The 23,294-nt window shown below is 67.0% G+C and carries 23 protein-coding genes; 18 read left to right on the top strand and 5 right to left on the bottom strand.

Translation table 11 applies throughout. From position 1 onward, the window contains the following. The first annotated feature begins 35 nt into the window (after nucleotides 1-35). The gene (gene ppgK, locus ACWDAK_RS14515; protein WP_427393571.1) at nucleotides 36-779 is read left to right on the top strand and encodes a polyphosphate--glucose phosphotransferase; all 744 of its coding nucleotides are present in this window, start codon (nucleotides 36-38) and stop codon (nucleotides 777-779) included. A 69-nt stretch (nucleotides 780-848) separates the two neighbouring features. Here ppgK and ACWDAK_RS14510 read toward each other — a convergent pair whose 3' ends face one another. Beyond that, nucleotides 849-1,472, bottom strand: coding sequence for a DUF6542 domain-containing protein (locus ACWDAK_RS14510; protein WP_344638664.1), 624 nt, complete (start codon nucleotides 1,470-1,472; stop codon nucleotides 849-851). 121 nt (nucleotides 1,473-1,593) lie between these two features. Between ACWDAK_RS14510 and ACWDAK_RS14505 the strand changes: the two genes are divergently transcribed. After that, complete coding sequence (locus ACWDAK_RS14505) at nucleotides 1,594-2,016, top strand: VOC family protein (protein WP_344638663.1); 423 nt, start codon at nucleotides 1,594-1,596, stop codon at nucleotides 2,014-2,016. 119 nt (nucleotides 2,017-2,135) lie between these two features. After that, the gene (ychF, locus tag ACWDAK_RS14500; RefSeq protein ID WP_344638662.1) at nucleotides 2,136-3,209 is read left to right on the top strand and encodes a redox-regulated ATPase YchF; all 1,074 of its coding nucleotides are present in this window, start codon (nucleotides 2,136-2,138) and stop codon (nucleotides 3,207-3,209) included. A 107-nt stretch (nucleotides 3,210-3,316) separates the two neighbouring features. Here the strand turns inward: ychF and ACWDAK_RS14495 are convergent, their stop codons facing one another. Together ACWDAK_RS14495 and ACWDAK_RS14490 are read right to left on the bottom strand one after the other, a co-directional pair. Next, nucleotides 3,317-4,438 carry a tyrosine-type recombinase/integrase gene (locus ACWDAK_RS14495; RefSeq protein WP_427393572.1) on the bottom strand — a complete coding sequence of 374 codons (1,122 nt, stop codon included), beginning with the start codon at nucleotides 4,436-4,438 and terminating at the stop codon, nucleotides 3,317-3,319. A gap of 17 nt (nucleotides 4,439-4,455) precedes the next feature. Beyond that, nucleotides 4,456-4,953 (bottom strand): helix-turn-helix domain-containing protein, encoded by a 498-nt coding sequence (locus ACWDAK_RS14490; protein WP_427393573.1) that lies wholly within the window; start codon nucleotides 4,951-4,953, stop codon nucleotides 4,456-4,458. A 123-nt stretch (nucleotides 4,954-5,076) separates the two neighbouring features. On the opposite strand from ACWDAK_RS14490, the gene ACWDAK_RS14485 reads away from it, so the two are divergent. The 6 genes from ACWDAK_RS14485 to ACWDAK_RS14460 all read left to right on the top strand — a co-directional run bounded on the left by ACWDAK_RS14485 (nucleotide 5,077) and on the right by ACWDAK_RS14460 (nucleotide 11,540). After that, nucleotides 5,077-5,274, top strand: coding sequence for a helix-turn-helix transcriptional regulator (locus ACWDAK_RS14485; protein ID WP_427393574.1), 198 nt, complete (start codon nucleotides 5,077-5,079; stop codon nucleotides 5,272-5,274). A gap of 141 nt (nucleotides 5,275-5,415) precedes the next feature. Next, nucleotides 5,416-6,708 (top strand): DUF3631 domain-containing protein, encoded by a 1,293-nt coding sequence (locus tag ACWDAK_RS14480; RefSeq protein ID WP_427393575.1) that lies wholly within the window; start codon nucleotides 5,416-5,418, stop codon nucleotides 6,706-6,708. Nucleotides 6,709-7,138: 430 nt separating this feature from the next. Beyond that, nucleotides 7,139-7,972, top strand: a complete 834-nt coding sequence (locus ACWDAK_RS14475) for a DUF2637 domain-containing protein (protein ID WP_427393576.1) — start codon at nucleotides 7,139-7,141, stop codon at nucleotides 7,970-7,972. 374 nt (nucleotides 7,973-8,346) lie between these two features. Further along, a complete protein-coding gene (locus ACWDAK_RS14470) occupies nucleotides 8,347-8,913 on the top strand; it encodes a MobC family plasmid mobilization relaxosome protein (protein ID WP_427393577.1) in 567 nt (188 codons plus the stop codon). 6 nt (nucleotides 8,914-8,919) lie between these two features. Next, entirely contained in the window at nucleotides 8,920-10,632 is a 1,713-nt protein-coding gene (locus tag ACWDAK_RS14465) for a relaxase/mobilization nuclease domain-containing protein (RefSeq protein ID WP_427393578.1), read from the top strand. Between the two features lie 266 nt (nucleotides 10,633-10,898). After that, nucleotides 10,899-11,540 (top strand): hypothetical protein, encoded by a 642-nt coding sequence (locus tag ACWDAK_RS14460; RefSeq protein ID WP_427393579.1) that lies wholly within the window; start codon nucleotides 10,899-10,901, stop codon nucleotides 11,538-11,540. A 147-nt stretch (nucleotides 11,541-11,687) separates the two neighbouring features. Here the strand turns inward: ACWDAK_RS14460 and ACWDAK_RS14455 are convergent, their stop codons facing one another. Next, complete coding sequence (locus tag ACWDAK_RS14455) at nucleotides 11,688-13,034, bottom strand: transcriptional regulator (protein WP_427393580.1); 1,347 nt, start codon at nucleotides 13,032-13,034, stop codon at nucleotides 11,688-11,690. 267 nt (nucleotides 13,035-13,301) lie between these two features. On the opposite strand from ACWDAK_RS14455, the gene ACWDAK_RS14450 reads away from it, so the two are divergent. The 9 genes from ACWDAK_RS14450 (at nucleotide 13,302) to ACWDAK_RS14410 (ending at nucleotide 22,527) form a co-directional block, all read left to right on the top strand. Further along, nucleotides 13,302-13,829 carry an ATP-binding protein gene (locus tag ACWDAK_RS14450; RefSeq protein ID WP_427393581.1) on the top strand — a complete coding sequence of 176 codons (528 nt, stop codon included), beginning with the start codon at nucleotides 13,302-13,304 and terminating at the stop codon, nucleotides 13,827-13,829. 11 nt (nucleotides 13,830-13,840) lie between these two features. After that, nucleotides 13,841-14,983 carry a cyclophane-forming radical SAM peptide maturase AmcB gene (gene amcB, locus ACWDAK_RS14445; protein ID WP_427393582.1) on the top strand — a complete coding sequence of 381 codons (1,143 nt, stop codon included), beginning with the start codon at nucleotides 13,841-13,843 and terminating at the stop codon, nucleotides 14,981-14,983. Further along, the gene (gene amcA, locus ACWDAK_RS14440; RefSeq protein WP_427393583.1) at nucleotides 14,980-15,150 is read left to right on the top strand and encodes a multiple cyclophane-containing RiPP AmcA; all 171 of its coding nucleotides are present in this window, start codon (nucleotides 14,980-14,982) and stop codon (nucleotides 15,148-15,150) included. The genes amcB and amcA overlap by 4 nt, the downstream gene beginning before the upstream one ends. A 69-nt stretch (nucleotides 15,151-15,219) precedes the next feature. Further along, complete coding sequence (locus ACWDAK_RS14435) at nucleotides 15,220-15,909, top strand: pentapeptide repeat-containing protein (protein ID WP_427393584.1); 690 nt, start codon at nucleotides 15,220-15,222, stop codon at nucleotides 15,907-15,909. A 23-nt stretch (nucleotides 15,910-15,932) separates the two neighbouring features. After that, a complete protein-coding gene (locus ACWDAK_RS14430) occupies nucleotides 15,933-16,649 on the top strand; it encodes a hypothetical protein (protein ID WP_427393585.1) in 717 nt (238 codons plus the stop codon). Between the two features lie 357 nt (nucleotides 16,650-17,006). Next, nucleotides 17,007-19,136 carry an ATP-dependent nuclease gene (locus tag ACWDAK_RS14425; protein ID WP_427393586.1) on the top strand — a complete coding sequence of 710 codons (2,130 nt, stop codon included), beginning with the start codon at nucleotides 17,007-17,009 and terminating at the stop codon, nucleotides 19,134-19,136. A 41-nt stretch (nucleotides 19,137-19,177) separates the two neighbouring features. Further along, on the top strand, nucleotides 19,178-20,911 hold the full coding sequence (locus tag ACWDAK_RS14420) for a UvrD-helicase domain-containing protein (protein ID WP_427393587.1): 1,734 nt from the start codon (nucleotides 19,178-19,180) through the stop codon (nucleotides 20,909-20,911). A gap of 345 nt (nucleotides 20,912-21,256) precedes the next feature. Next, nucleotides 21,257-21,937 carry a DUF4241 domain-containing protein gene (locus ACWDAK_RS14415; protein WP_427393588.1) on the top strand — a complete coding sequence of 227 codons (681 nt, stop codon included), beginning with the start codon at nucleotides 21,257-21,259 and terminating at the stop codon, nucleotides 21,935-21,937. 71 nt (nucleotides 21,938-22,008) lie between these two features. After that, complete coding sequence (locus tag ACWDAK_RS14410; protein ID WP_427393589.1) at nucleotides 22,009-22,527, top strand: hypothetical protein; 519 nt, start codon at nucleotides 22,009-22,011, stop codon at nucleotides 22,525-22,527. Between the two features lie 274 nt (nucleotides 22,528-22,801). Here ACWDAK_RS14410 and ACWDAK_RS14405 read toward each other — a convergent pair whose 3' ends face one another. Beyond that, the gene (locus tag ACWDAK_RS14405; RefSeq protein WP_344638639.1) at nucleotides 22,802-23,221 is read right to left on the bottom strand and encodes a hypothetical protein; all 420 of its coding nucleotides are present in this window, start codon (nucleotides 23,219-23,221) and stop codon (nucleotides 22,802-22,804) included. Nucleotides 23,222-23,294: the final 73 nt, after the last annotated feature.

The following is a 23,294-nucleotide window of genomic DNA, read 5'->3' as shown; positions in this document are numbered from 1 at the left end:
TGTGCACAGGCTGTGGACGACGGAGGGCAGTGGCCATGACGGCGGTATTCGGCGTTGACATCGGCGGCTCGGGGATCAAGGGCGCGCCCGTCGACCTGGAACGCGGCGAGCTCACGGAGGAGCGGTACAAGATCCTCACCCCGCACCCGGCCTCGCCGGAGGCGGTGGTCAGCGCCGTCTGCGAAGTGGTCCACCACTTCGGCCACCAGGGCCCGGTCGGGCTCACCTTCCCCGGTGTGGTGGTCGACGGGCACACCCGTACGGCGGCCAACGTCTCCAAGGACTGGATCGGCCAGGATGCGCAGGGCCTCTTCCGGCAGGCCCTCGGCCTGCCCGCCACCGTGCTCAACGACGCCGACGCGGCCGGGCTCGCGGAGATCACCTTCGGCGCCGGCCGCGACCAGGGCGGGGTGGTACTCGTCCTCACCTTCGGCACCGGCATCGGCAGCGGCCTGTTCGTGGACGGCGTCCTGGTCCCCAACAGCGAGCTCGGCCACCTGGAACTGCGCGGCAAGGACGCCGAACGCCGGGCCTCCTCGGCGGCCAAGGAGCGCCACGAACTCAGCTGGTCCGAATGGGCCGTCAGGGTGGACGAGTACCTCGACCTGGTGGACCGGCTGTTCTCCCCCCGGCTGATCATCATCGGCGGCGGGGTCAGCCGCAAGCACGACAAGTTCCTGCCCCTGCTGAAGCAGCGAGGGGCGAGGATCCTGCCGGCCCGCCTGCGCAACGACGCCGGCATCGTCGGTGCCGCCATGGCCGCCGCAAAGTCCGGCTGACGCCCGGGCGCGGCACCTTCCGGGGCGCGCACCCGTCCGCGGAGGACAGTGTGCCTGCGGAGCAGGCCCTCAGCCGTTCGACCTGCTGCGCCTGAGGCGGCGCTGGGCCACGAACCGGGCCGCCACGATCACACCCGCCAGGCCGGTGCCGCCGAACAGCCACTCGGCCCGGACCGCGAGACCGGCCGCCAGCGCCACCACCTGCCCGGTCACCCCGGGCGAGGCGACCGGCTCGAAGATCACCAGCGCGGCGGCGAAGGCGATCGGCCCACTGATCGGCGCGGCGGCCAGGTCTGCGAACCGCACCCGGATCGCCAGCTGGAAGCAGACCACCAGGTAGCCGATCCCGAACAGCACCCCGATCTCGTCGAACAGCAGCCGGTCCACCGCCGCCACCAGCACGGTGCCGGCCACCGCCACGACGCCGGTGCCGACGGCGGTGAGCCGGGCCGGCCGTCCGCTGCGCGGACGCTCCCGGGCACCGAGCTGGAGCGTCAGGCGCAGGCGCGCCTTCGGCGGGGCGGGCTGCACGGCCGTGCGCCGCCTGGACGGCTGGCGGACCCGGGACTCGGGGGGCGTGGCGGGCCCCGGTACGGCGGCCTCCGCGGCGGTACCGGCTGGCGGTCGCCGTCTGGGCCCGGGCGGCTGGGTACGGATGCTCTGCTCCACCCAACCAACGTACGGTCCGATCATCGCCACAGTGTGTAATGGCTGCGTTTGGCCCTCGCCCGTGTCCCCGGCCGTGAGTAGTCTCAGGAGGCCCGTCCGGGCGGTCCCGCCCGGACGCGTTCGGACACGACCAGGGGGAGGCGGGATGTCCGTGACCGAGCCGAGTGCCGAGGCGGCCTTCGGGTTCGAGCGGCTGCACCACATCCAGCTGGACATCCCGGCGGGCAGCGAGGACGTCTGCCGGGAGTTCTGGGCCGGGGTGCTCGGGATGGCCGAGGTCGAGAAGCCGCCGGTGCTGGCGGCGCGCGGCGGCTGCTGGTTCCGGGGCGGCGGGGTCGAGGTGCACCTCGGTGTGGTGGCCGAGTTCGCCCCGTCCCGCAAGGGCCACCCGGGCATTCTGGTCCGTTCGCTGGACGACCTGGCCGCCCGGCTGGAGGCGCACGGCCACCCGGTGGTCTGGGACGGCAACCTCCCCGGCTACCGGCGCTTCCACTCCGCCGACGGGCTGGGCAACCGGCTGGAGTTCCTGGAGCCGGCCGTGGAGCCCGACGGCGCCGGGGAGGTCTGAGCCACCGGGGCCGGGCCCGTACCCCGTTCGCGCCCGTACCCCGTTCGGCTGGCCCTTAGACTGGGGGATCGGCCCCTACGGTGCCATTCCACTCCTCCAAGCCCACGGGACTGCGCTTCATGTCGCTCACGATCGGAATCGTCGGCCTGCCCAACGTCGGCAAGTCGACTCTTTTCAACGCCCTGACCAAGAACGACGTGCTGGCGGCCAACTACCCGTTCGCCACCATCGAGCCCAACGTGGGCGTCGTCGGCGTCCCGGACACCCGGCTGGCCACGCTGGCCGGAATCTTCGGCTCGCAGCGGATCCTCCCGGCGACGGTGGACTTCGTGGACATCGCGGGCATCGTGCGCGGCGCGAGCGAGGGTGAGGGCCTGGGCAACAAGTTCCTCGCCAACATCCGTGAGGCGAACGCCATCTGCCAGGTCGTCCGGGCCTTCACCGACCCGGACGTGGTGCACGTGGACGGCAAGGTATCGCCCAAGGACGACATCGAGACCATCCACACCGAGCTGATCCTCGCCGACCTGCAGACCATCGAGAAGGTGCTGCCCCGGCTGCAGAAGGAGGCCCGGCTCAAGAAGGAGACCGCGCCGGTGCTCGCCGCCGCCGAGGCGGCCCAGGCGGTCCTGGAGAGCGGCAAGACCCTCTTCGAGGCCGGCTTCGACACCACCCCGATCCGCGACCTCCACCTGCTGACCGCCAAGCCCTTCCTCTACGTCTTCAACGTGGACGAGGAGGAGCTGGTCGACGAGGACTTCAAGAACGCCCAGCGCGAGCTGGTCGCCCCGGCCGAGGCGATCTTCCTCAACGCCAAGATCGAGTCCGAGCTGATCGAGCTGGACGACGCCGAGGCCCTGGAACTCCTCCAGTCCATGGGTCAGGACGAGCCGGGCCTCGCCACCCTGGCCCGGGTCGGCTTCGACACCCTCGGCCTGCAGACCTACCTGACCGCCGGTCCCAAGGAAACCCGCGCCTGGACCATCAAGAAGGGCGCCACCGCCCCCGAGGCGGCCGGTGTGATCCACACCGACTTCCAGAAGGGCTTCATCAAGGCCGAGGTCATCTCCTTCGACGACCTGGTCGAGGCCGGCTCCATCACCGAGGCCCGCGCCAAGGGCAAGGCCCGGATCGAGGGCAAGGAGTACGTCATGCAGGACGGCGACGTGGTGGAGTTCCGCTTCAACGTCTAGTCGATCTGCGGAAAGGCCGTCTGACCTGCGACGGAGCGGGTTGGGCGGCCTTTCGGTCCGCAGGGGGTCCGCAAGCCTGCCAACTCCGGCCAACGCGACCGGTGTGGTTACGCCGCTTCGGCGGTCGGGAGATCACCCTGGTCCGCGCCGGGGGCGCCGTACGCGCGGTCCACGGCGGCGCGGGTCCGTTCCTCGGAGTCGGGCCAGAGGTGGGTGTAGATGTTGAGCGTCATGGCCGCATTGGTGTGGCCGAGCCGCTCGGAGACCGTCTTCACGGACTCGCCGTGCTTGATCAGCAGGCTGGCGTAGTGGTGCCGGAGGGCGTGTGGGCCGGTGCCCCTCGGTATGCCGGCCTTCTGGCAGGCGGGCCGCCATGAGCCGTCCATGAAGTGGGTGTAGACGACCGGGCCGCCTTCGGGGGCCGTGAAGAGCCAGCCCTCGGGGTCGTTGACGGGGAAGTCCCGCAGGTGAGCCCTCAGGGCTTGGACGGCGATCTTCGGCAGGGGCACGGTGCGGTACGACCGCGCGGTCTTCGGCGGCCCGACATACACGCCGCGCTTGGCCGTCTGCTGGATCTGCTGCTCCACCGTGACAGTGGCGTGCAGCAGGTCGACGTGCCGGAGCTGGAGTCCGAAGAGTTCGCCCGGACGGAGTCCCGTGGCAGCGCCCAGCAGGACGAGGCCTCGGTACCGGGCACGGATCTTCTCTGCCAGGCAGCGGACCTGGTCCACCGGCAGCGGTACGACCCGCTTGCGGGGCACCGAAGGCAGCTTCGCGCCCTCGCAGGGGTTGTGGGGGATCATGCGGTCGCGGACCGCCGCCCGGAAGACGGCGTTGACCGTGTTGAACACGGTCCTCGTGGTGCTCGCCGCGAGATTGTGGCTGGTCGTCAGACCAGTGACCCAGCTCTGGACATCGCCAGGCTTGATCGCGCCCAGCGCCCGCTTCTCCCAGGCCGGGTACACGTAGCAGCGCAGATGCTGGTCGACCGCCTTGGCCGTCGAGGGCCGGTGAGGCTGGCGTGCACGCCACTCCTCGGCGTACTCCTTGAAGGGCTTCTTGGCGGACCGAGGGTCCACGTACTGACCGGTGACCAGGCTGGCCGTGACCTCGTCGAGCCAGCGTTGGGCGTCGATCTTGCGGTCGAAGTGACGGGCGTGCTCCTTGCCGTCCAGGTCCCGGTACCGGGCCCGCCACTTGCCGTTGGGCCGCTTCTGAACGTTCGCCAAGTCGGTTGTCTCCTCTGTCAGTAGTAACCACCCCTCTCGATGTACTCGGTCAGGGTGCGGGCATCGCGTTCCTCCCCCATGAGGCGAAGACACTGCTCGTGGATGCCCTTTGAGCTGTCGGGGCGGGCTGCGATGTAGCTGGTGATGGCGACCACGGCGTGGTGCAGGCGGTCCTCTGCGTCGCGGGCCTCGTAGAACGCCTCGACCGCCTCCTGGACGACCCGTCTGCCTTCCATGTCGACGCCCTCGAGCGGCGGCGACATCAGCTCCTCCAGGGGCAGCTCGAAGACGCGGGCGAAGCCGAGGGCCTCATCCAGGGTGATCTTGCGGCGCGGGCTGCCGTTCTCGATGCGCCAGACCGCCGTCTGGTTCATCGGGACGCCGGCCTTGGTCATGCGGGCAGCCAGCTCGGTGGTGCTCCACCCTCTGACCTCACGTTCCAGTGCAATACGCGCCGCCGCGTTGCCTTCGCTGTAGAGCAGCGGCGCCTCGCGCCCGCCTGCCTCTTCGGACATGCCTGCCTCCATCACGTCTCGTCGCTATCCCGATTGAACCATCTCCTTTCCGGTTTGACTAACGGCTGGTCGCAAGGTACATCTATGCAACACGGAACGCAAGCTAGTCGAAAGGAAAAGATCATGGATCGCTACCTCACCACTGCGGAGGTCGCCCAGCGGTACCGCACCGCCGAGAGCACGGTTCGGTACTGGCGTCACGCCGGCTACGGCCCCCGGGGCGTGAAGGTCGGCCGCCGAGTCCTCTATGCGGAGACCGAGCTCGCCCGCTTCGACCAGGAGCTGCGTGAGCAGGGCAGCCAGTGGGTGCTGGGGGCGTGACGCGCCCGGCAGCAGCCCGCAAGAAGAGGGCCCCCGGCGCGCCAACGCCGAGGGCCTGATGAACACCCCTATGCGTACAAGCCGTTCGAGGCGGTGGAGCAGGGCCTGCCAGCCCGCTTGCTCCACCAGGAGGAGTGCACGTTGAAGCCTACGTCCCCGCACGCCAAAGGCGCATCCCCGCACGCATCATGGCCGCCTGTTGCCATACCCGGCAGGCCAGGCGAGCGCGAGGAGGCTGTGGTTGATGCCGCGTCCACAGACTGTGGACAGCCGGAGGAAGTAGCACCAGCTGAGCCTGCTGGGCCGACCGGCTTCGAGGCGATGCCGGATGCTCCGGTGACCGAGGGCGCCGAGCTCCTCGCAGAGCTGAAGGCCCTGATCGCCCGGTTCGTGGTCCTGCCCTCCGAGGAGGCGCTGGACGCGACCACGCTGTGGGTCGCCGCGTCCCACCTGCAGAGTGCGTGGCAGCACGCTCCTCGCCTGGCGGTGGTAGGCCCGGCGAAGCGGTGCGGCAAGTCCCGGCTGCTCGACGTGCTCTCCGAGACCGTCCACCGCGCGGTGCTGACGGTCAACTCGACCCCGGCGGCGGTCTTCCGCTTCATCAGCGAGGAGCCGCCGACCCTGCTGGTGGACGAGGCCGACACGATCTTCGGCAGCCCGAAGATGGCCGAGAAGAACGAGGAGATGCGCGGCCTGCTCAACGCCGGGCATCAGCGAGACCGCTACGTGCTGCGGGTCGTTGGCAACGACCATACGCCCCGCAAGTTCCATACCTTCGCCATGGCGGCCATCGCCGGGATCGGCGACCTTCCGGACACGATCATGGACCGGTCCATCGTGATCCGCATGCGGCGCCGCGCTGAGGGGGAGAGGGTCTCGCCGTACCGCACCAGGCGGGATCGCCCCGCCTTCCACGAGATCCGGGACAAGCTCGCCCAGTGGACCAAGCCGCTGGTCGACCAGGCCCTCCGCCTGGAACCCGAGATGCCGGTCGAGGACCGCGCCGCCGACACCTGGGAGCCCCTGGTCATCGTCGCCGACCTCGCCGGCGGGCCCTGGCCCCGCCTGGCCCGGCAGGCGTGTGCTCGCATGGTCGCCTCCGAGGTCCAGACCGAGGAGGACAACCCCAGCGGCGCGCGGATCCTCGCCGACATCCGGCGGATCTTCTTCGCCCGGGGCGACGTCGACAGCCTGAGTACCGACGACCTGCTGTTCGCCCTGAACGGCGACCCGGAGGCCCCATGGGCCGAGTGGGGCCGGGGCGGCCTGACGCCGCGCGGACTCGGCACGATGCTTCGCGAGTTCAGCATCTCCTCCGGCAACGTGCGGGTCGGGGAGATCCAGCGCAAGGGCTACATGCGCAACAAGTTCGCCGACGCCTGGCGGCGATACTGTCCCGCCGTCCACCCTCTCGACCCGAGAAGCGAGAGCTGACCGGACCTCACTAGATGCCGTCCCTGCCGTCCCCGCCGTAACGCCGCAGGTCACACTGCACGAGGCCAAGACGGCAACCGGCCCCAAGACGGCACACCAGCCCACTGGCCTGCCGCCGCACGACATGTGTGTCGGCGGCTGGCTGGGCCGGGACGGAAACCACATCCGTCCTGTGCCGTCCCAACCGTCCCTGCCGTAAAGGCGCAGGCCAGACCGCCTGCGGCCAGGCCAGACCGCCTGCGGCCAGGACGGATCGCCGTCCCAAGACGGAAGCACCCTCCGTTCCGGGACGGCGGAGGGCCGCGTCCAAGACGCCACAGGCCACCCGAGCCCGCCCGTGCCGTACCCGCGCTGACCTGCGGTTGCAACGGCCAAGACGGCAAAGACGGATTCCGAGACATCACCCCCGCCCCGCAAGGACCCCACCTGCATGCCCACCTCACCGGCCGCCCCGCCGGCAACCTCTATGGCTGACCCGGGCGCGTTCACCCGCACCACGATCACCACCGTGATGGCGGTCATCGCTGCCCTCGCCTTCGTCTTCTCCTTTGGCAACGTCTGGGCCCTTGCCCTGCGCCTGGGCATCCCGCGCCCGATCGCACCCCTGATCGCCCCCATGGTCGACCTGTCCGTGGTCGGCCTCCTGGTCGCCCTGCACCACCTCGCCAGCACTGGTGCCGACCCGGCCCAACTCCGCTCAGCCACCAGGCTGATGCACCTGTGCGGCCTGCTCACCCTCGCCCTGAACACCGCCGAACCGCTCCTCGCCGGGCACTACGGTCGCGCGGCCCTCGACACCGTCGCCCCCGCCCTGCTTCTCGGCTGGGGAGCCGTCGGCCCCACCCTCCTGCGACACCTCCACGCCCCAACAGCCATGGGCTCCGGCACCACAGACCGCAGCCCGTCCTCCGAGACCGACATACAGGCGGCGGAGGCTGGCGCCGAGCCGCAGATGGAGCCGGTGGGCGACGAGGGCCAGGCCCCGCTGGCGGAGCCTGCCGGCTGCCCGGGCGCGGAGCGCGAACCTGCTGCACCGCGCAAGCGCACCGGCCGCCGACCCGCCGCGACCATGGAGCAGCTGCTGGAGATTGCCCGCCCCGCCGTCGCTGAGTACGGCCTCACCACCGCGGTGGTCAGGAAGGCCCTCGTCGATGCCAAGGTGCCGATCAGCGCGAAGCGCTTCACTCAACTGACTGATCTCCTCCGCGTCGAGCAGGCCGGACCGCAGTCTGCGCAAGCCGATGAGCAGCCCGCTGCCGCCTGACCGACCAACCGCCTAGCGGAGCCGCCCGCCAACGACCTGCCGGTACCGGCGGGCGGCTCCCGCTCTATCGAGCGGTTCCTTTCCCGGAAGTCCAACGGACTGTCAGCCGACTTTCGCGAATCCGCACCATCGCCCACGCACCGCGCATTGCGGCACGACCAGCTCATCCGCCACGAACGCCCATACGGGAGAGACCCGCCGTGAACGACAACCAGACCCTTGCCGGCACACTCGGCGAGGACACGCACGGGCCGATGAAGTCCTTCACAGTGAAGGGCCTTTGGCGGTGGGCGTTCGGCAATCGAGCCCCTGGCGGAGCCAGTAGTACCGCGAGTCCGACTCGTGGCCGGACTCGCGGAGTCTCCGCCCCAGGGGTGGCGAAGACGGCCCAGCGCGAGGGCGCGCAGGGCCAGCAGGCCAGGGCCGAGGGCGGCCCCGACCCGGACAAGCTCCTCGCCGCCCAGAAGCAGATCCTCGACAGCCCCCACCCGCACGAGCCCGCCGACGACACCCCTTCCACCGACGAGAGCGACGCCGACAGCGCCGAGCTGAAGAACCGCCGCTTCACCGGCACCAAGCGCGAGGAGCGCGTCGGCCCTCTGCGCTTCGAGCCCGACGAGCATCCCCGGCTGCGTGTGGCTGCTGCCGCCAACGGCTACCGCGGCCTGTCCGGGTTCGCCGCCGACGTCGTCCTGGCCTTCATCGACGGCCGGTTCTTCATCGACCTGCCGTTGGCGGAAGAGCGCCGCCTCACGCACGAGTTCCGCGCCAAGGTCATGCGCCAGCTCAGCGGCATCGCCAACAACATCAACCAGATCGCCCGCGCCCTGAACGGCGGCTACGAGCCGCCGGTCGACATCCGCCACGCCCTCAACGAACTACGTGACCTGTTGGTCCAGATCGCCGAAGCCCTCCGCCAGCCCGCCGACCAGGAAGTCTGAAGCGCAGTGATCGCGCCCATCAAGGCCCCCGGCTCCAACACCCGCGGACTGCTCGCCTACCTCTATGGCCCCGGCCGCCACGACGAGCACCGCGACCCGCACATCGTCGCCGGCTTCGCCATGCTCGCCCTGCCCGACCCCGGCCGCGACGAGACGGCCACCCTCACCGAACTCGCCCGCTACCTGGACGAGCCCGTCCGCCTGCGTAACAGCGAGCCTGGCAAGCAGCTCACCGACCACGTCTGGCACTGCCCCGTCCGCGCCGCACCCGAGGACCGCTACCTCTCCGACACCGAGTGGGCGGAGATCGCCGAGCGCATCGTCCAGGCCGCCGGCATCGCGCCCAAGGGCGACGATCTCGCCTGCCGGTGGATCGCCGTCCGCCACGCCGACGACCACATCCACATCCTCGCCACCATCGTTCGCGAGGATGGCCGCCGCCCGAAGCTCCACGACAGCGGCCGACGGGCCGGGGCCGAGTGCCGCGAGATCGAGAGGGACTACGGTCTGCGCCAGCTCGGCACGGGCGACGGCACCGCCGAGCGCCGCCCCACCCAGGCCGAGATGCACAAGGCCAAGCGCCTCGGCTGGGAACAGACCAGCCGCGCCTGGCTGCAGGACCGCATTCGAGCCGCCGTCCCCCACGCCACCAGTGTCGAGGAACTCCTCTCCTACCTCCAGGCTGACGGCATCCAGATCAAGATCCGCCGCTTCCCCTCCGGTGACCTCCAGGGCTACTCCGTCGGCAGGCCCGGCGACACCAACGCCAAGGGTGAGCAGATCTACATCCCGGGCGGGAAGATCGCCCCGGACCTGTCCCTGCCCAAGCTCCAGGCTCTCCTCGAAGCCAGCCAGCCCGAGGAACATCCCACCGCCCGCCGCAACCGGCCTGGCACCCCTTGGGAGCGTGCCACCGACTCCCTCGACACCTTCACCACCGACAACGCCGAGACCGGTAATACCGACGATGCGCTCGTCCAGGCTCACGTCACCGCCCTCGGCGAACTGATCGAGGCCACCGCCCAGACCGCACCCGAGCACCTGCGAGCCGAACTTCGAGCGGCAGCAACGACGTTCGCCCGAGCTCAACGCTCCAAGATCCGCGCCGACCACGCGGCGGCCTCCGACCTTCGCGCCGCCGCTCGCGACCTGGTGAACGCCGGCAGCGGCAAGGACGGCAGTGCCCTCGCGGTCCTGGTCGCCGCGCTCGTCTGGGCCGCGATCCTCGCCGAACGCTGGCACACCGCCCGAGGTCACGCCCAGCAGGCCGAAGCCGCCCGCCGCACCGTCCAGCACCTTGAGACCGCCTGTGACCAAGCCGCCGCCGAACAGCTCACCGCACTCGCCCACCGTCAGCCCAGGGAACAGGCCCGCAACACCCTCGCCGCCGACGTTCGCGCGGCCGTCCCCGACCACGCCGAGCGCATCCTCGCCGATCCCAACTGGCCCGCTCTCGCCACTGTCCTCGCCGACGCCGAAGCCGGCGGCCACAAACCCCACCAACTCCTCAAAGACGCCGCCGCCCGCCGCGAACTGACCACCGCCCGACTCCCCGCCAAGGTCCTCATCAGTCGCATCCAGCACACCAGCCGCAACCCCGCAGCCGAAGCAGCCCGTAAGCGCTCCCGCGCCGCAGCGGCCCTGCCCCGGCAGCACGGCCCGCAGTCCGCGGTGGCACCCGCCGCCACCGCGATCGACCAGCAGCGCCGACGCAGGTAGAACTGCGCGAGCCCAGATGACGGCTTGATGTTGTTTCCGGTGGCCGGGAACCTAGCCCGCCACTGGAAACATTTGCCGTCGCGCCATGTCACTGACACGAGAGCCCCTTCATGCCCGAACGCCACCACGCTAACCAAATCCGGGCCATCCCTCGCACCGAACGAGCCCACCGTCTTCTGAGTAAAGATTGAATAGCGGCAACCGCAGCGGCGGTAGATCTCGGTAAGCTTGCCCCGCTAAAGGGGCGTGAGTCGAAGGAGTGAAGAGTGGCGTCGCAGCGGGATCGTTCGGACCTCCTCCAGCTACTCGAGGAGAACGTCGGCTTCTTGAAGGCGTCATCGGCGTCGTTCGATGCGGGGTTCGAAGCAGAGGCTAAGCGTCTCGCCGTCACCATGCGAGTGCTACTCCACGACACAGCGCAGAGCCAGTCGTTGCTTGGTCAGCTCGGCGTGAAGCATCAGATGTTGTTCATGGATACAGCCGAACACATCAACCCGAACAACCTGCTGCCGAGTGCTCCTGGTCTTGTCATGATGCAGATGGCCACAGGGGTGGGCGCCTCCTATATCCCGCCTCTCGACGCAGTCCCACTTGCGCCGGGCCGGATTCACCCACCGGCCGACTTTGACTCGTGGTGGGCTGACGATATCGCGCGTGACTTCAGTGGCACGCTGTGGTCCAGGAAGAAGTTCGCACTGACGATGGCGAACAAGGAGGGCGGGGCACATGTCGACCCTAGGCTAAATGCGGCATACGAGAGCCTCGCCAAGCATAATGGGCTTGGATTTGCTTCGAACGCCAGCGGCGCGATGCGACCGCTTGAGGGCAATATTGTCGCTGCCTCTGTGCGCCAGATCGCCTATGAGCTTCTGAAGACGCTTGAGGCTCACGCGAATCTTTTTGCATAGTTGTCAAGGCTGTGGCGTGGCTCCTGTTCAGAAACTGAACAGGAGCGGCTCGTTTACTCGGTGAACAGCGGAGCTGCCCACCGAGTAAACAGCTCGGGGATTCACTTGGCCAACAGGACCTGACCGACTGGTCCCCCTCAGACGAGGTCAGGCAGCCATCGCTGGAAGCGCCTTGAGCCGCTCGCGGAACTCGCCCACGGCCGGCTCCGCGTAGTGGGGCTTGAGGTAACCCTCGAACTTCTTGAGCCGGTCGACGGCCCGCACGGACTGGACGCTGCCTTCCAGTAGCGTGAGGCCGCGGTTCGCCGCGTCGAGTGCGCCGTCGAGGTTCTTGCCGGCGAGGCGGGCGGTGGCCAGGCGGCCGGACCGGACAGCCTGGTCGCGGGGAACGGCGTGGTCGATGGAGGTTGCGAGGGCGTCGGTGGCACGGTCCACCTGCCCCGAGCGGAGCATGATCTTGCCCTCGGTCGAACGGAGTTGGGCGTCCCCGTACCAGGTGAGCCAGCTTGGCATCTCGTCGTTGCCGTGGCGCTCCCACAGGTCGAACGCCCGGTTGAGCGCCGTACCGGCCGGGCCGTGCTGGCCATTGCGGGACAGGCTCTCGGCATGGTGGAGCTCCAGGTAGCTGCGGACCCCAGGCGAGGTGCTGCCCGGCGCGTTGTCCAGGGCGGTCTCGATCAGGCCGACGCGCTCGGTCGGCTTGCCCCCCTCGGAGAGGTGGACGCCCATCTCGGCGAGGAGGAAGGCCCCGAGGACGCCGTTACCGGCCGTTTGGGCGGCCCGCAGCGCCCCGACGTAGTGCTGCTGCCCGGCGGAGCGCAGGCCGGCGTCGTACGACATCCAGCCGGTGAGGTAGGAGACCTCGGCCGCGAGGTTGTAGAGACGGGCGGCTACCGCGTCGGTGTAGCGGCCGTGCTGCAGGAGGCCGGTGATGAGCGACAGGTCGGTGCGCGCCTGTTCGAGGAGCCGGGCGCCGCCCATCTGGTCGTCCAGGGTCCGCAGGGTGGCGACTCGGGCCTCGAGCGTGTCGGCCATCTGGTCGGTGACCTGGTCGCCGTTGATGCCATCGGCGAACGCGGTCGGAGCGGCGACCCAGCTCGCCGCGACGGTGGCCATGGCGGCCCCTGTGATGGTGAGAAACCCGCGACGATCCATGCGCCCACTCCCGACCAAATCTACGAGTACATCCACGGTACCCGTCGGTGTCCAGGGCGCCGTGATCCCCGTCACCTCCCATACCGGAAGCCAGCGGGGCCAACGGTTCTGCCGGATGGACCGAGGATCGACGCCCAGCATGTCAGCGAGGACCAACTGGGCATCAGGTTCCGGCTCCTGCCCCTGCTCCCACTTCCACACCAGCGTCCGGTTAGTCGCCAGCGAGATACCCATCCGCTTGCCGTGATCCTGCATCAGGCAGGCGAACTCCTTCTTGCCCCACCCTCGCAGCTGCCGCAGATAGGTGAGTGGATGGATCGCCAGAAGATCTGAATGCATGTCATCTCCCGCCTCGGTCAAGGCCCGTCGTGAGCGTACTGCTACCCGCTGTGCCGAGTGGGCGCACAGAGAGAAACCCCTGAGAAACCTTCCGGGGTGCGTGCTCGGGCCGGGAGGCTGTACGAGCCGCCCGGCCGGGACGGGAAGCAGCCCCGCTGCTCCGCCGCTCGCAACGGGCGTGCCCGCGAACGGCGGCACCGTCTACCCCCGTCGGTCCCTTCCCGGTGGGCGGTGCCGCTCTCCACACCCCCCGAGGAGAGCTCAGCCATGTCCGTGCACAGCCGCGCGTTCTTCCTGGTCCGCGATCCGGCCAACGCCGCCAAGGGACGCCGCCGGATCCGCGCCCTGATCGTCGGCTGGGGGATCCGTCTGGACGAGGAAACCCGCAACAGCCTCGATGTCGTCTCGTCGGAACTGATCACCAATGCCATCCGGCACTCGGACGGGCCGATGCTCACCGTCGGCGTGTACGCCGACCCCCAGCTCCGGCGCGCCCTGATCGAGGTCTACGACGCCTCGATGATCCTGCCGCGCGCACGCCAGGCACAGCCCGACGAGGAGGCCGGGCGCGGCATGCTCCTGGTCGAGCGCCTCGCACTCTCCCATGGCGCCGAGCACACCAGCCGGGGCAAACGGGTCTGGGCCGAGCTGGCCCTGCCCGAACAGGCCATGACCCGACACCAACTGCTCGCGCACCCACGCAGAGCCGGCAGGGGCCTTCTCCGCCGTCTGCGCAACCTCCCGCCCGCCGGCCCCTGGCGTAACCGTCCGCGTGCCGCACTTGCCGCCCAATGAGAGGTCATCTGATGAGCGAACCGCGCCGCTACGACCGCCACCTCGCCCGGCGGCCCCAGACAGTGGTCGTCCAACCGACCAGCTTCTGCAACCTTGACTGCACCTACTGCTACCTGCCGCACCGCGACCGCCGAGACCACATGACGGTGGAGGTCGCCAGCGCCGTGGCCCGCTCAGTCGCCGAGTTCGCCGACCGCGACCCGAACCACCCGCTGGAGATCGTCTGGCACGCCGGTGAACCGCTGGCCCTCGGCCTGCGCCGCTTCGGCGAACTGCTCGCCCCGTTCGAACCGCTGCGACAGGCTGGCCTGGTCCACCACCACGTGCAGACCAACGCCACGTTGATCACCCACGCCTGGTGCGAGTTCCTCACCGCACACCAGTTCCGGGTGGGCGTCAGCATCGACGGCCCGGCCGCCCTCAACGCCCAGCGCATCGACCGCAAGGGCAAGCCCGCCTTCGACCGCATCCTGAAGGGCGTCGCCCGCCTGCGTGAGGCGGGCATCGCCTACTCGGTGATCGCAGTGGTCACGGCCGAAAGCATCGGCCGACCCGAGGAACTGCTCGACTTCCTCGCCGGCCTCGGCTGCCACACCATCGGCATCAACATCGAAGAGACCGAGGGCGTTAACATCACCCGGCCGATGCCCGCCGTCGAACAGGCACGGCAGTTCTGGCGCCGCACCATCGCCTGGAGCCGCCGCAACCCCGCCCCGTCCGTGCGCGAGTTGGCCCGCCTCGGCGACTACCTCCACACCGCACGGACCAGGCGGCAGGCCGACAGGGACGCCTACCTGATCGATCCCATCCCCACCATCTCCACCACTGGCGACGTGGTCCTGCTCTCGCCCGAACTCGCGGGCATCGCGGCACCCGCCTACGACGACTTCCGGGCCGGGAACGTCCTGCAGCAGTCACTGGCGTCCATGCTCGACGGCGCCGACCGGCTGCGGTACGTGGACGAGTTCCTCACCGGCCTGGAGAAGTGCGAAGCCACCTGCCAGTTCTTCGACTTCTGCCGAGGAGCGCAGGCCGGCAATCGCTACTTCGAGAACGGCCGCCTCGACACCACCGAAACGAACTACTGCCGCGTGTCAAGGCAGGCCCTGATCACCGCCCTGTCCGATACCGTCCGAGAGGAGCAAGCAGCATGACCGTGCTCGAACTGCTGGCCACCATCGAGGCCCCTGTCATCGAGGACCTCACCGCCGGCCGCACGCACGACCCCGCGGTCGCCAAGTTCGACAACCGCCCCACCTGGAACAACAACACGCCCAAGTTCGACAACCGGCCGACCTGGGACAACTGGGCCAAGAAGTAATTCCACTTCCGGGCGGCCCGCACCCCTGCGGGCGGGCCGCCCGGTCCAACAGCGAAACGGAGCCTGACCATGGACAGCCGCACCTTCGGCCGCGTCACCGTGACCCTGCCCAACCTCAACGAGGCGGGCATCTACCTGTCCAACGTCAGCTCCCTGGAGAACAGCCGGGGCATCGTCCAGGACTTCCAGTACGCCGACGCCGACCTGCGCGACCTCGACCTCGCCGACATCCGGCTCATCACCGGCCGCATCACCGGCCTGCGCGCCGCGCGCATCCAGTTCAGCGGGATGCGCCTGGACTCCGTCGACTTCGACAGCAGCGACCTCGGCTCCGCCGACTGGAGCGACAGCAAGCTCTCCCGCGTCGCCTTCCGCAACTGCAAGCTCATGGGCGCGGCCCTCACAGGCATGACCCTCGACAACGTCCTGTTCGAGAACTGCAAACTCGACTACACGACCTTCGACGGCATCCGCGCCACCGGGCCGGTCGCCTTTTCCAAGTGCACCCTGACCGAAGCCGTCTTCACCAACTGCGACCTGAGCAAGGCCGTCCTCGACGCCTGCACCCTCCAGCTCACCGAGTTCGGACGCGGCAAGTACCAGGGCCTGGACCTGCGCGGCAACGACCTCACCGCCCTGCGCGGCGTCGCCCAGCTGGCCAAGGTCGTCATCGACCGCCCACAGCAGGCCGAGCTCACCGAGGCCCTGATGGTGGAACTGGACGTCACGTACGGGGACACGCTCGACGATGGCCGATAGACCGATCCCGAGGAGGACTCGGCATGCACCTGAGCATCGCGTTCCACGACCCCGCCGCCCTGCAGGAGCGGTGCGAGGTCAGTGGTGTCCGGATCACCCGGGCGGAGCCCGAGTACGAGAGCGGTGCCGTCGTCCCGGCCGGGCCGTGGCAGCCGATCAGCGACGCACTCGCCGCCCAGCTGAGGGCGACCGAGCAGACCGGCGACAGCCGCCTGGTTGAGGTGGTCAGGCTCCGTCACATCGACACCGCCGAGATGCTCGCCGAGCTTGCTGACCCCCTCGGTGACCCCGACGCCGGCTACCTCGGCCAGGCAGCCAGCCCGGCCAAGGCCCTCACCACCACCGACAACTACCAGGACGGTCGGCGGATCGGCCTGCACGTCGACAACTGGGACAAGCTCCCCTACGCCGAAAAGCACCAGGGCCGCCGACGCCTCTGCCTCAACCTCGGCCCCGGCAACCGGTACATCCTGCTTGGCGACATCGACATCCAAGCCATTTGCCGCACCGTCCACGACGACTACGAGAACCGCTACCCGCACACCGACGACCTCCGGCTCTACGTCGCCCGCCAGAAGCCGCTGCGTTGCTTCCGCATCCGCCTCGCCCCAGGCGAGGGCTACATCGCCCCAACCGAGCTGCTGCCACACGACGGCTCCACCGAGGAGCAGCCCGAGCCGTCCACCGCAGCCTTCTGGCTCGGCCACTGGCCCTGCGGCGTCCTGCCGAGCCTGATCTAGTTGCTGCAGCCGCGGTCTCGGGGACGCGACGTCCAGAAAGCAACCGCCAGGGGCAGAAGCCGTGGCAATACAACCGGTGCTGTGGCCGGGTATGAGGGCGGGCGTGGGTGCTGAGGCTGGCTGGCGGTCTGAGCGAGGTCAGCGACCAGGGCCGGGTTAGTGAAGGTCACGTGAACCACCACCCGGTGTCGCGCTGGCCAGCGCGGATCTCAGAAGCAGTCATCTACACGCGCCGAGCGTGACAAACTACCTCACGGGGAGCGTGGGGGTTCTCGTTTCCCTAACCCCTCATCTGTCATGAGCTGCGTCAGGTGCAACTGCTGTTCGAGCTCTGAGTGCGTCCTGTCAGGAGCGATCGTGAGTGACAGCAAGCCAGCGCAACCTCAGCAGCGGCAGAGTGCACCGCAGGTGCGCCCGCCCCGGGTCACGAAAGTGGAAGTCAAGAACTTCCGCCTCTTACGGAACGCTGTTGTCACATTCGACGAGGACGTCACTGTATGCGTAGGGCGCAATAACACAGGAAAGACCTCTCTTGCAGAGGTGCTCAGCAGGTTTCTCCGTCCTGGCGACGTTAGCCTACGCCTGGAAGACTTCTCCGCGGACTCGTACATTGAATTTGCGGACGCATATCGCAAATTTTCGACTGGAGACGAGGAAGCCGCCCGGAAATGCCTTCCGGAGATTTCAGTTACGGTCTTCATTGCGTACGACAGGGAAACTACCGAGTACGGGCCGCTGGGGCCGCTGATCGTCGACCTCGACCCGAATTGCACTGAGGCGATCGTCAGGGTTCGCTACGCACTGAAGCCTGGCGCCATGAAGGAATTCTTTCGGGATTTGTCCGGGGCTCTCGCGGAAGAGTGGGAGGAATCGATCCTTCTGGCTCTCGTCGGTCCGCGAATTCCTCACCTTTTCGAACGATCTGCCGTCGCCGTGGATCCGACTGATGAAACGAATTATCGGAACGTATCGATGGCCGAGGTGGCCAAGGCGATTAAGGTAGACTTCGTAAAGGCCCAGCGAGGCCTGGATGACGAAAAGGAGCGCCCTAAAGACCAGATTGGCAAGGTTCTAGAGTCTCTCTTTATGGTTGCGGCCAAGGCGGATGATGGCTCTTTTCTTAAGACGTTTGCCAACGATGCCGAAGCGGCCTTGGGTGAAATCGTTTCAAGCCTGAATGCCCATCTGCAGGAGATGTACAGCAAGATGGCGCCAACGGTCTCAGAATTCGGATATCCGGGACTGGGGAATCGAAACTTCTCCACCAGGACTACGCTAGACGCCAAACGACTCCTGTCGAATTTTACAAGCATTAGATATCCAGGGTCCGGTGGCGTTGAGCTGCCCGAGTCCTACAGTGGCCTGGGATCGCGCAACCTCCTGCTGATACTTCTTACCCTATTCAGCTATTATCGTGAATACTCTGCTCAGGGCAACCAACTATGCGTGCACCTGGTATTTATTGAGGAGCCGGAGGCGCACCTCCATCCCCAGATGCAAGAGACCTTCATTCATCAGTTGGGGGTCTTCAAGAAGAAGTTTCCTGGAGCGGACGGTGCACAGCAGAGCTGGAACGCGCAGTTCCTGGTGACGACTCACTCGGCTCACATCGCCAACAGGGCTGGCTTCCCCGCCATCAGGTACTTCCGCCTGTGCGACGGTGACGAGCTCGGAGACGCGACGAGCTCGGCGGTACTCAACCTCGCCGAGGCTCCTGGGATTGACAAGGAGTTTTTGCACAAGTATCTGACTCTCACCAGGGCCGACCTCTTCTTCGCCGATAAGGCAATTCTCATCGAAGGCGCAACTGAGCGCATATTCATCCCTGCTGCTATCGCAGAGTTCGACAAGCGGGGCGGAGATGAGGTTGGCGGGAGCCTCGCAAGTCAGTATGTCAGCATTATGGAAGTCGGCGGTGCGTACGCACATATCTTCTACCCATTCCTCGACTTCCTTGGACTGCAGACGCTGGTAATTACCGACATGGATCCGGCCAGGCGCAACCAAAACCATCACCTCGAATCGTGCTGCGTGCACGAGGGGACCGCGACAACTAACGAGGGAATCAAAAAGTGGTTCGGCGAAAGTGAAATATCGCCCGTCGACCTACTGAAGCGGGCCGAGATTGAACTTCCAGTAGTTGGTATGCGCGGCCTGGCCTACCAGGTTCCCGAAAACCATGACGGTCCTTGCGGGCGAACCTTCGAAGACGCGTTCATCCTTGCAAACCCGGCACTTTTTGATTTGGGTGACGAGGGGGAAAGCATTTCTGAGCGCGAGCAGAGAGCCAAAGAGCTGGCGAAGGGGTACAAGAAGAGTGACTTCGCGCTGGAGTTCGCCGTTAGCCAGGAGAACTGGAAAATCCCACGATATATCAGGCGTGGCCTCGACTGGCTCCTCGATCGGGTGCCGGCAGAGAAGGAAGACAGCTTGGCCGGATCGGGCGATGAGGATATGACTTCGAGTGGCCAGGCGGCAGTCGGATGATGGATGTTAGTCAGGGCACAACAACCGCTGAACAGGAGAGCGTGCGCGCGCTGCACGGCATCCTGAAGGCGCTAGACAGCCGCCGCAATTTCAAGCTTGAAGCAGGAGCGGGAGCGGGGAAGACTCACTCGCTCATCGACACGCTGCAGCACATCTTGAAAAACCGACTGAGATATCTACCGCGGGACGGCCAGCGGGTAGCTTGTGTCACCTATACGAATGTCGCGCGCAACGAAATTATCCGCCGCACGGACGCCAGTCCTCATGTTTTCGCCGGCACGATACATGGATTTCTCTGGGAGATCATTGCTACTTTTAGAAAGTCAGTCCTTCAGGAGATTCCAACCCTTCGCGGCTGGGACCGAGTGCTGGACGGCCGCACTTCCCTGCAAGGATGCTCGGTCAACTACGACCTAGGATTTCGCGGCATCGACGGCAATAAGGTGCACCTTGCACACGAGGATGTTCCCGCGCTTGCTGCCCGATTGTTCGCCAGCCAGAAGTTTCGATCCCTCACAGCTGATAGATTCCCGATCATCTTCGTCGATGAGTACCAGGACACCCCTTCAGGCTTGGCGGAGGCCATGCTGGGCAATCTCTCGGCTACGCCCACTGAATCTACTTACGGTTTCTTCGGAGATCACTGGCAGCAGATCTATGATAGAACCTGCGGATCAATCGATCATCTCCCGGTTGTGCCAATCGAAAAACGAGCGAACTGGCGGTCCGGGGCGGCCGTGGTAAGCCTCCTTAATGGCATGCGCCCAGAATTGCCTCAGGCCCCAGTGTCTGGCGCTGAGTACGGATCGGTGACCGTATATCACACAAATAACTGGATCGGCCCGAGGGGGACGCATTCATCAAAGGGGCAACTCCCAGATGAGGCTCTTAAGAAGACGCTGAGATGGGTCATTAATGACGCTCAGAAACAGCACTGGGATGAGGCAAGTGTGCCCCCTAAGATTTTGATGCTCACTCACTCCTCTATCGCGAGAGAGCTCGGCTTTGGGAGTATCGACCGCACATTTAAGTATAACGATGACTATGTGCGGAAGAGTGACGAAGTCGTGGCATTCCTGCTGGATGTCCTTGAGCCTTGTTGTGACTATTTCGGCAGCAAGCAGTACGGTCTCATGTTTGATCTACTCAAGCGATCTCGGCCTCGCATGATGAGGCGGGCTGATAAAATCGGCTGGACGGATCTATTTGATCGGATCAATGTGGCGCGCAATGCGGGTACCGTCGGTGACGTCCTAGATATTGTGTTGGAGCAGACTTACTTCGCGCCACCCCGGACTGTTGTGGGTCGCCAGCGAAAGTGGGAGCTCGCCCAGGGTGAGTTGGAGCACGGGCAGGAACTTTCCGAGCCACGGCGCCTGGTGGAGTACGGGAAGTTTAGGAACGTCAACTATCGTGAGGTGGTCGCGCTACGCGAGTACGTGCAAGAGAGTACGCCCTTTTCGACACAGCACGGCGTTAAGGGCGAGGAATATCCAAGTGTGGTGGCGGTATTTGGTGGCTGGTCTCGGTATAATTTTCCGATGATGCTGGCAGACTTTCCGAGCAGCGCAACTTTTACCGATGACGATCGCAAGCGATTCGAAAGGTCTCGCAACCTCTTCTATGTCGCATGCTCGCGAGCTCGGAAGAACCTTGTCCTTCTGTTTACGACGGAACTTTCCGATGGCGCTATTCAGACCCTCGAACATTGGATAGGGCATTCTCGTATCACTGGTGTGTGTTACTCACCAGAGGGTGACCCTGTGAGTCCGTAATTGCGATCTGGTCAGATGCTCCGTCTGCGGCCGGGGCGCCCGCGCGAGGTTGGGCGCTGGCGGGCACTGGCGACGCAGTTCGAGGGAGCGGTGCCAGCCACAGGATGCTCGACTACGACCAGCGCAAGCCATCGGTGGTCAACGGACAGCTGCAGGAGCAGTTTTGGCGGCCGATGCCCACGGGCTGACAAGGACCTGGGATTCCATAGTGTTCTGGGCTCGATGTATTGGTGGTGGTGTGTCGGCGCTGGGCGCTAGCGTCTGGGCTACACGGTTGGCGTCCTGGAGAACAGCCTGGATAGCGGTGGCCGTTGCCCAGTCGACTACTGCGAGAGTGAGCCCCCTATGCCGCTTCCTGCCCCTGACGTGACGTGCCTGTTCACGGCTGGAAGTTCGTACGACTGTGGCCGCGGAATGACGGCCACTGTGACCGCGCTGCCTGAGGCCGCATTGTCTCTGCCCTCGGGCCAGGTCGCGGCCTGCGACCCGTTCATCGAGTTGGGCCGGGATGTGGAGCCGTTCACCGCCGAGGTGGACCCGGGCACCTACCCGGTCGCGCTCGCGGTGGTCGAGGTGACCCGCGCTGATACTCCCGAGTTCAGGGATGAGCGGGTCGCCGCGGCGTGGCTGCGGGTCAGCGACCAGCCGACGGTGGAATGGACCCTCGCACTGAGCGGTGGTCAGGCCGCCGAAGACCTCGACGACACCGAGTTCTTCGGATACGGCGTCGACGCCGGAACGGGCTGCTTCGTCGATGCCGCGGTCACCATCCCGCTCGGCGACCTGCTCGGCGAGGACGGTGACCTGCTAGTTGAAGCCCTGTTTGGTGACGCCAATTCCATGACGCTCACCCCAGTCGTCCTCGCTGATCCCGAGACCAGCCACAACTTCGTCGCGTTCCCGTCGGGTTGGGGCGATGGGTGCTACCCGACCTGGGTCGGTCGGAGCGCCGGCGGTGAGGTCACTGGCTTCGTGACGGAGTTCTTTGTGGTGCCGCAGCCGGGCCGTGGGGCGGCTGACAGTTAGGTGCTGTCCGGCCGGTCCCGAGGTCAGGACGGCCGGAGCCTGGCAGGACGACCCGGCATAAGCTGCGCTTCATGAGCTTGTGGGACGTCTTGCTGGACAGTGACCGACAACAGTGGACCCTCGATCCGTTCGTGAGCGTGGGGCCGCTGCGGTTCGGGATGAGTCCTGGCGAGGCGTCTGCTGCACTTGGCGGCGTCCGCGCAGGCATGCGCCAGCCTCACCCGCGTTGGGACGTGGCGTGCCACACCCACTCTGAGGTGGGCCTGAAGCTCTACTACGCCGCTGAGCGCTTGTGCGGCGTCTCGGTCGACGCGCGTCGGGGGCCGCAGGTCGTCGTGGACGGGGCGGCGTTGGTCGGCCAGGTTCCCTCCGAACTGGAGCAGTGGCTGTTCGAACGTGCCGAGAGCCGAGAGCCCTACACCGAGCTCTTCTACCTGCCCGGAGCGGAGGCCGGATCCCTGACTCTCGGGGTGGTGCTGTGTGTGCAACGGGCCGGCGATCGCTTGCTGACGCGACCGGTCTTCCTGCCCGCCGATGCCATGGACGACGTCTATCACCAACTGCCGGCGGAAGCGTGGGCCATCTTCTGATCACGGACGGCTCCGCGTGGGGCGATGCCCACGTCCGCGCTGGTCGCAGTGGGAGAGGCACCCAGTCCGCAGACAGTCCGCAGGACACCCGATCGCGACCGTCGCGGGTCATCGCTGGCCAACCAAGAAGTCCCTGGTCAGAGCCGTGATCGGCGTTCCGCCGCAGGTCAGGATCAGCCTTCAATCGTTCCGCTTCAACGTCTGATCCGGCACGGTCGAACGCCGAGGGGGCCCGGTCCGCACGGACCGGCCCCCCTCGGGCTTCCGGTGCGCGTCAGCGCACGTGGACGACCTTGACGTCCGTGGTGCGGTCGACGAACGGGTGGCCGCCCTTCGCGCCGTCGTATCCGTAGAGAACCCCGCGGAGCTGGATGGTTGCACGGTGGCGGGCCTTGATCTTCACGTCGACCGTGGCGTCGTGCAACGGAAGCACGGTCATGGGGCCGCACTTGACGGTGCGCCAGGCGCCCGACTTGCCGGAGCGCTCCTGCACGCAGAGCCTGGCGTCCGTGGCGCCGTCGTCGGTGGCCCGCCCCTTGATGTGGATGGCCTGGCCGACGCTCACCCTGCTGGGCGCGCTGAGCTCCGCGGCGCCCTTGGCGAGTGCGGGTGTGGCCGCAGCCGCGATCACGGCAGCGCCCATCACACCGGCCGCGGCGAGGCGTGCCGCGCTCCGCTTCAGACCGTTCTTCATCGAGCATTCCCCCTGATGGTCCGGCTGTTCGAACGATGAGCGAGCCACAGTGTCGGCCGCCCCGGCAAACCGC

The organism is Kitasatospora sp. NPDC001175 (assembly GCF_053598215.1).
Note: the sequence above shows the minus strand (reverse complement) of the source record. Positions and strands in the feature narration are given on the sequence as shown.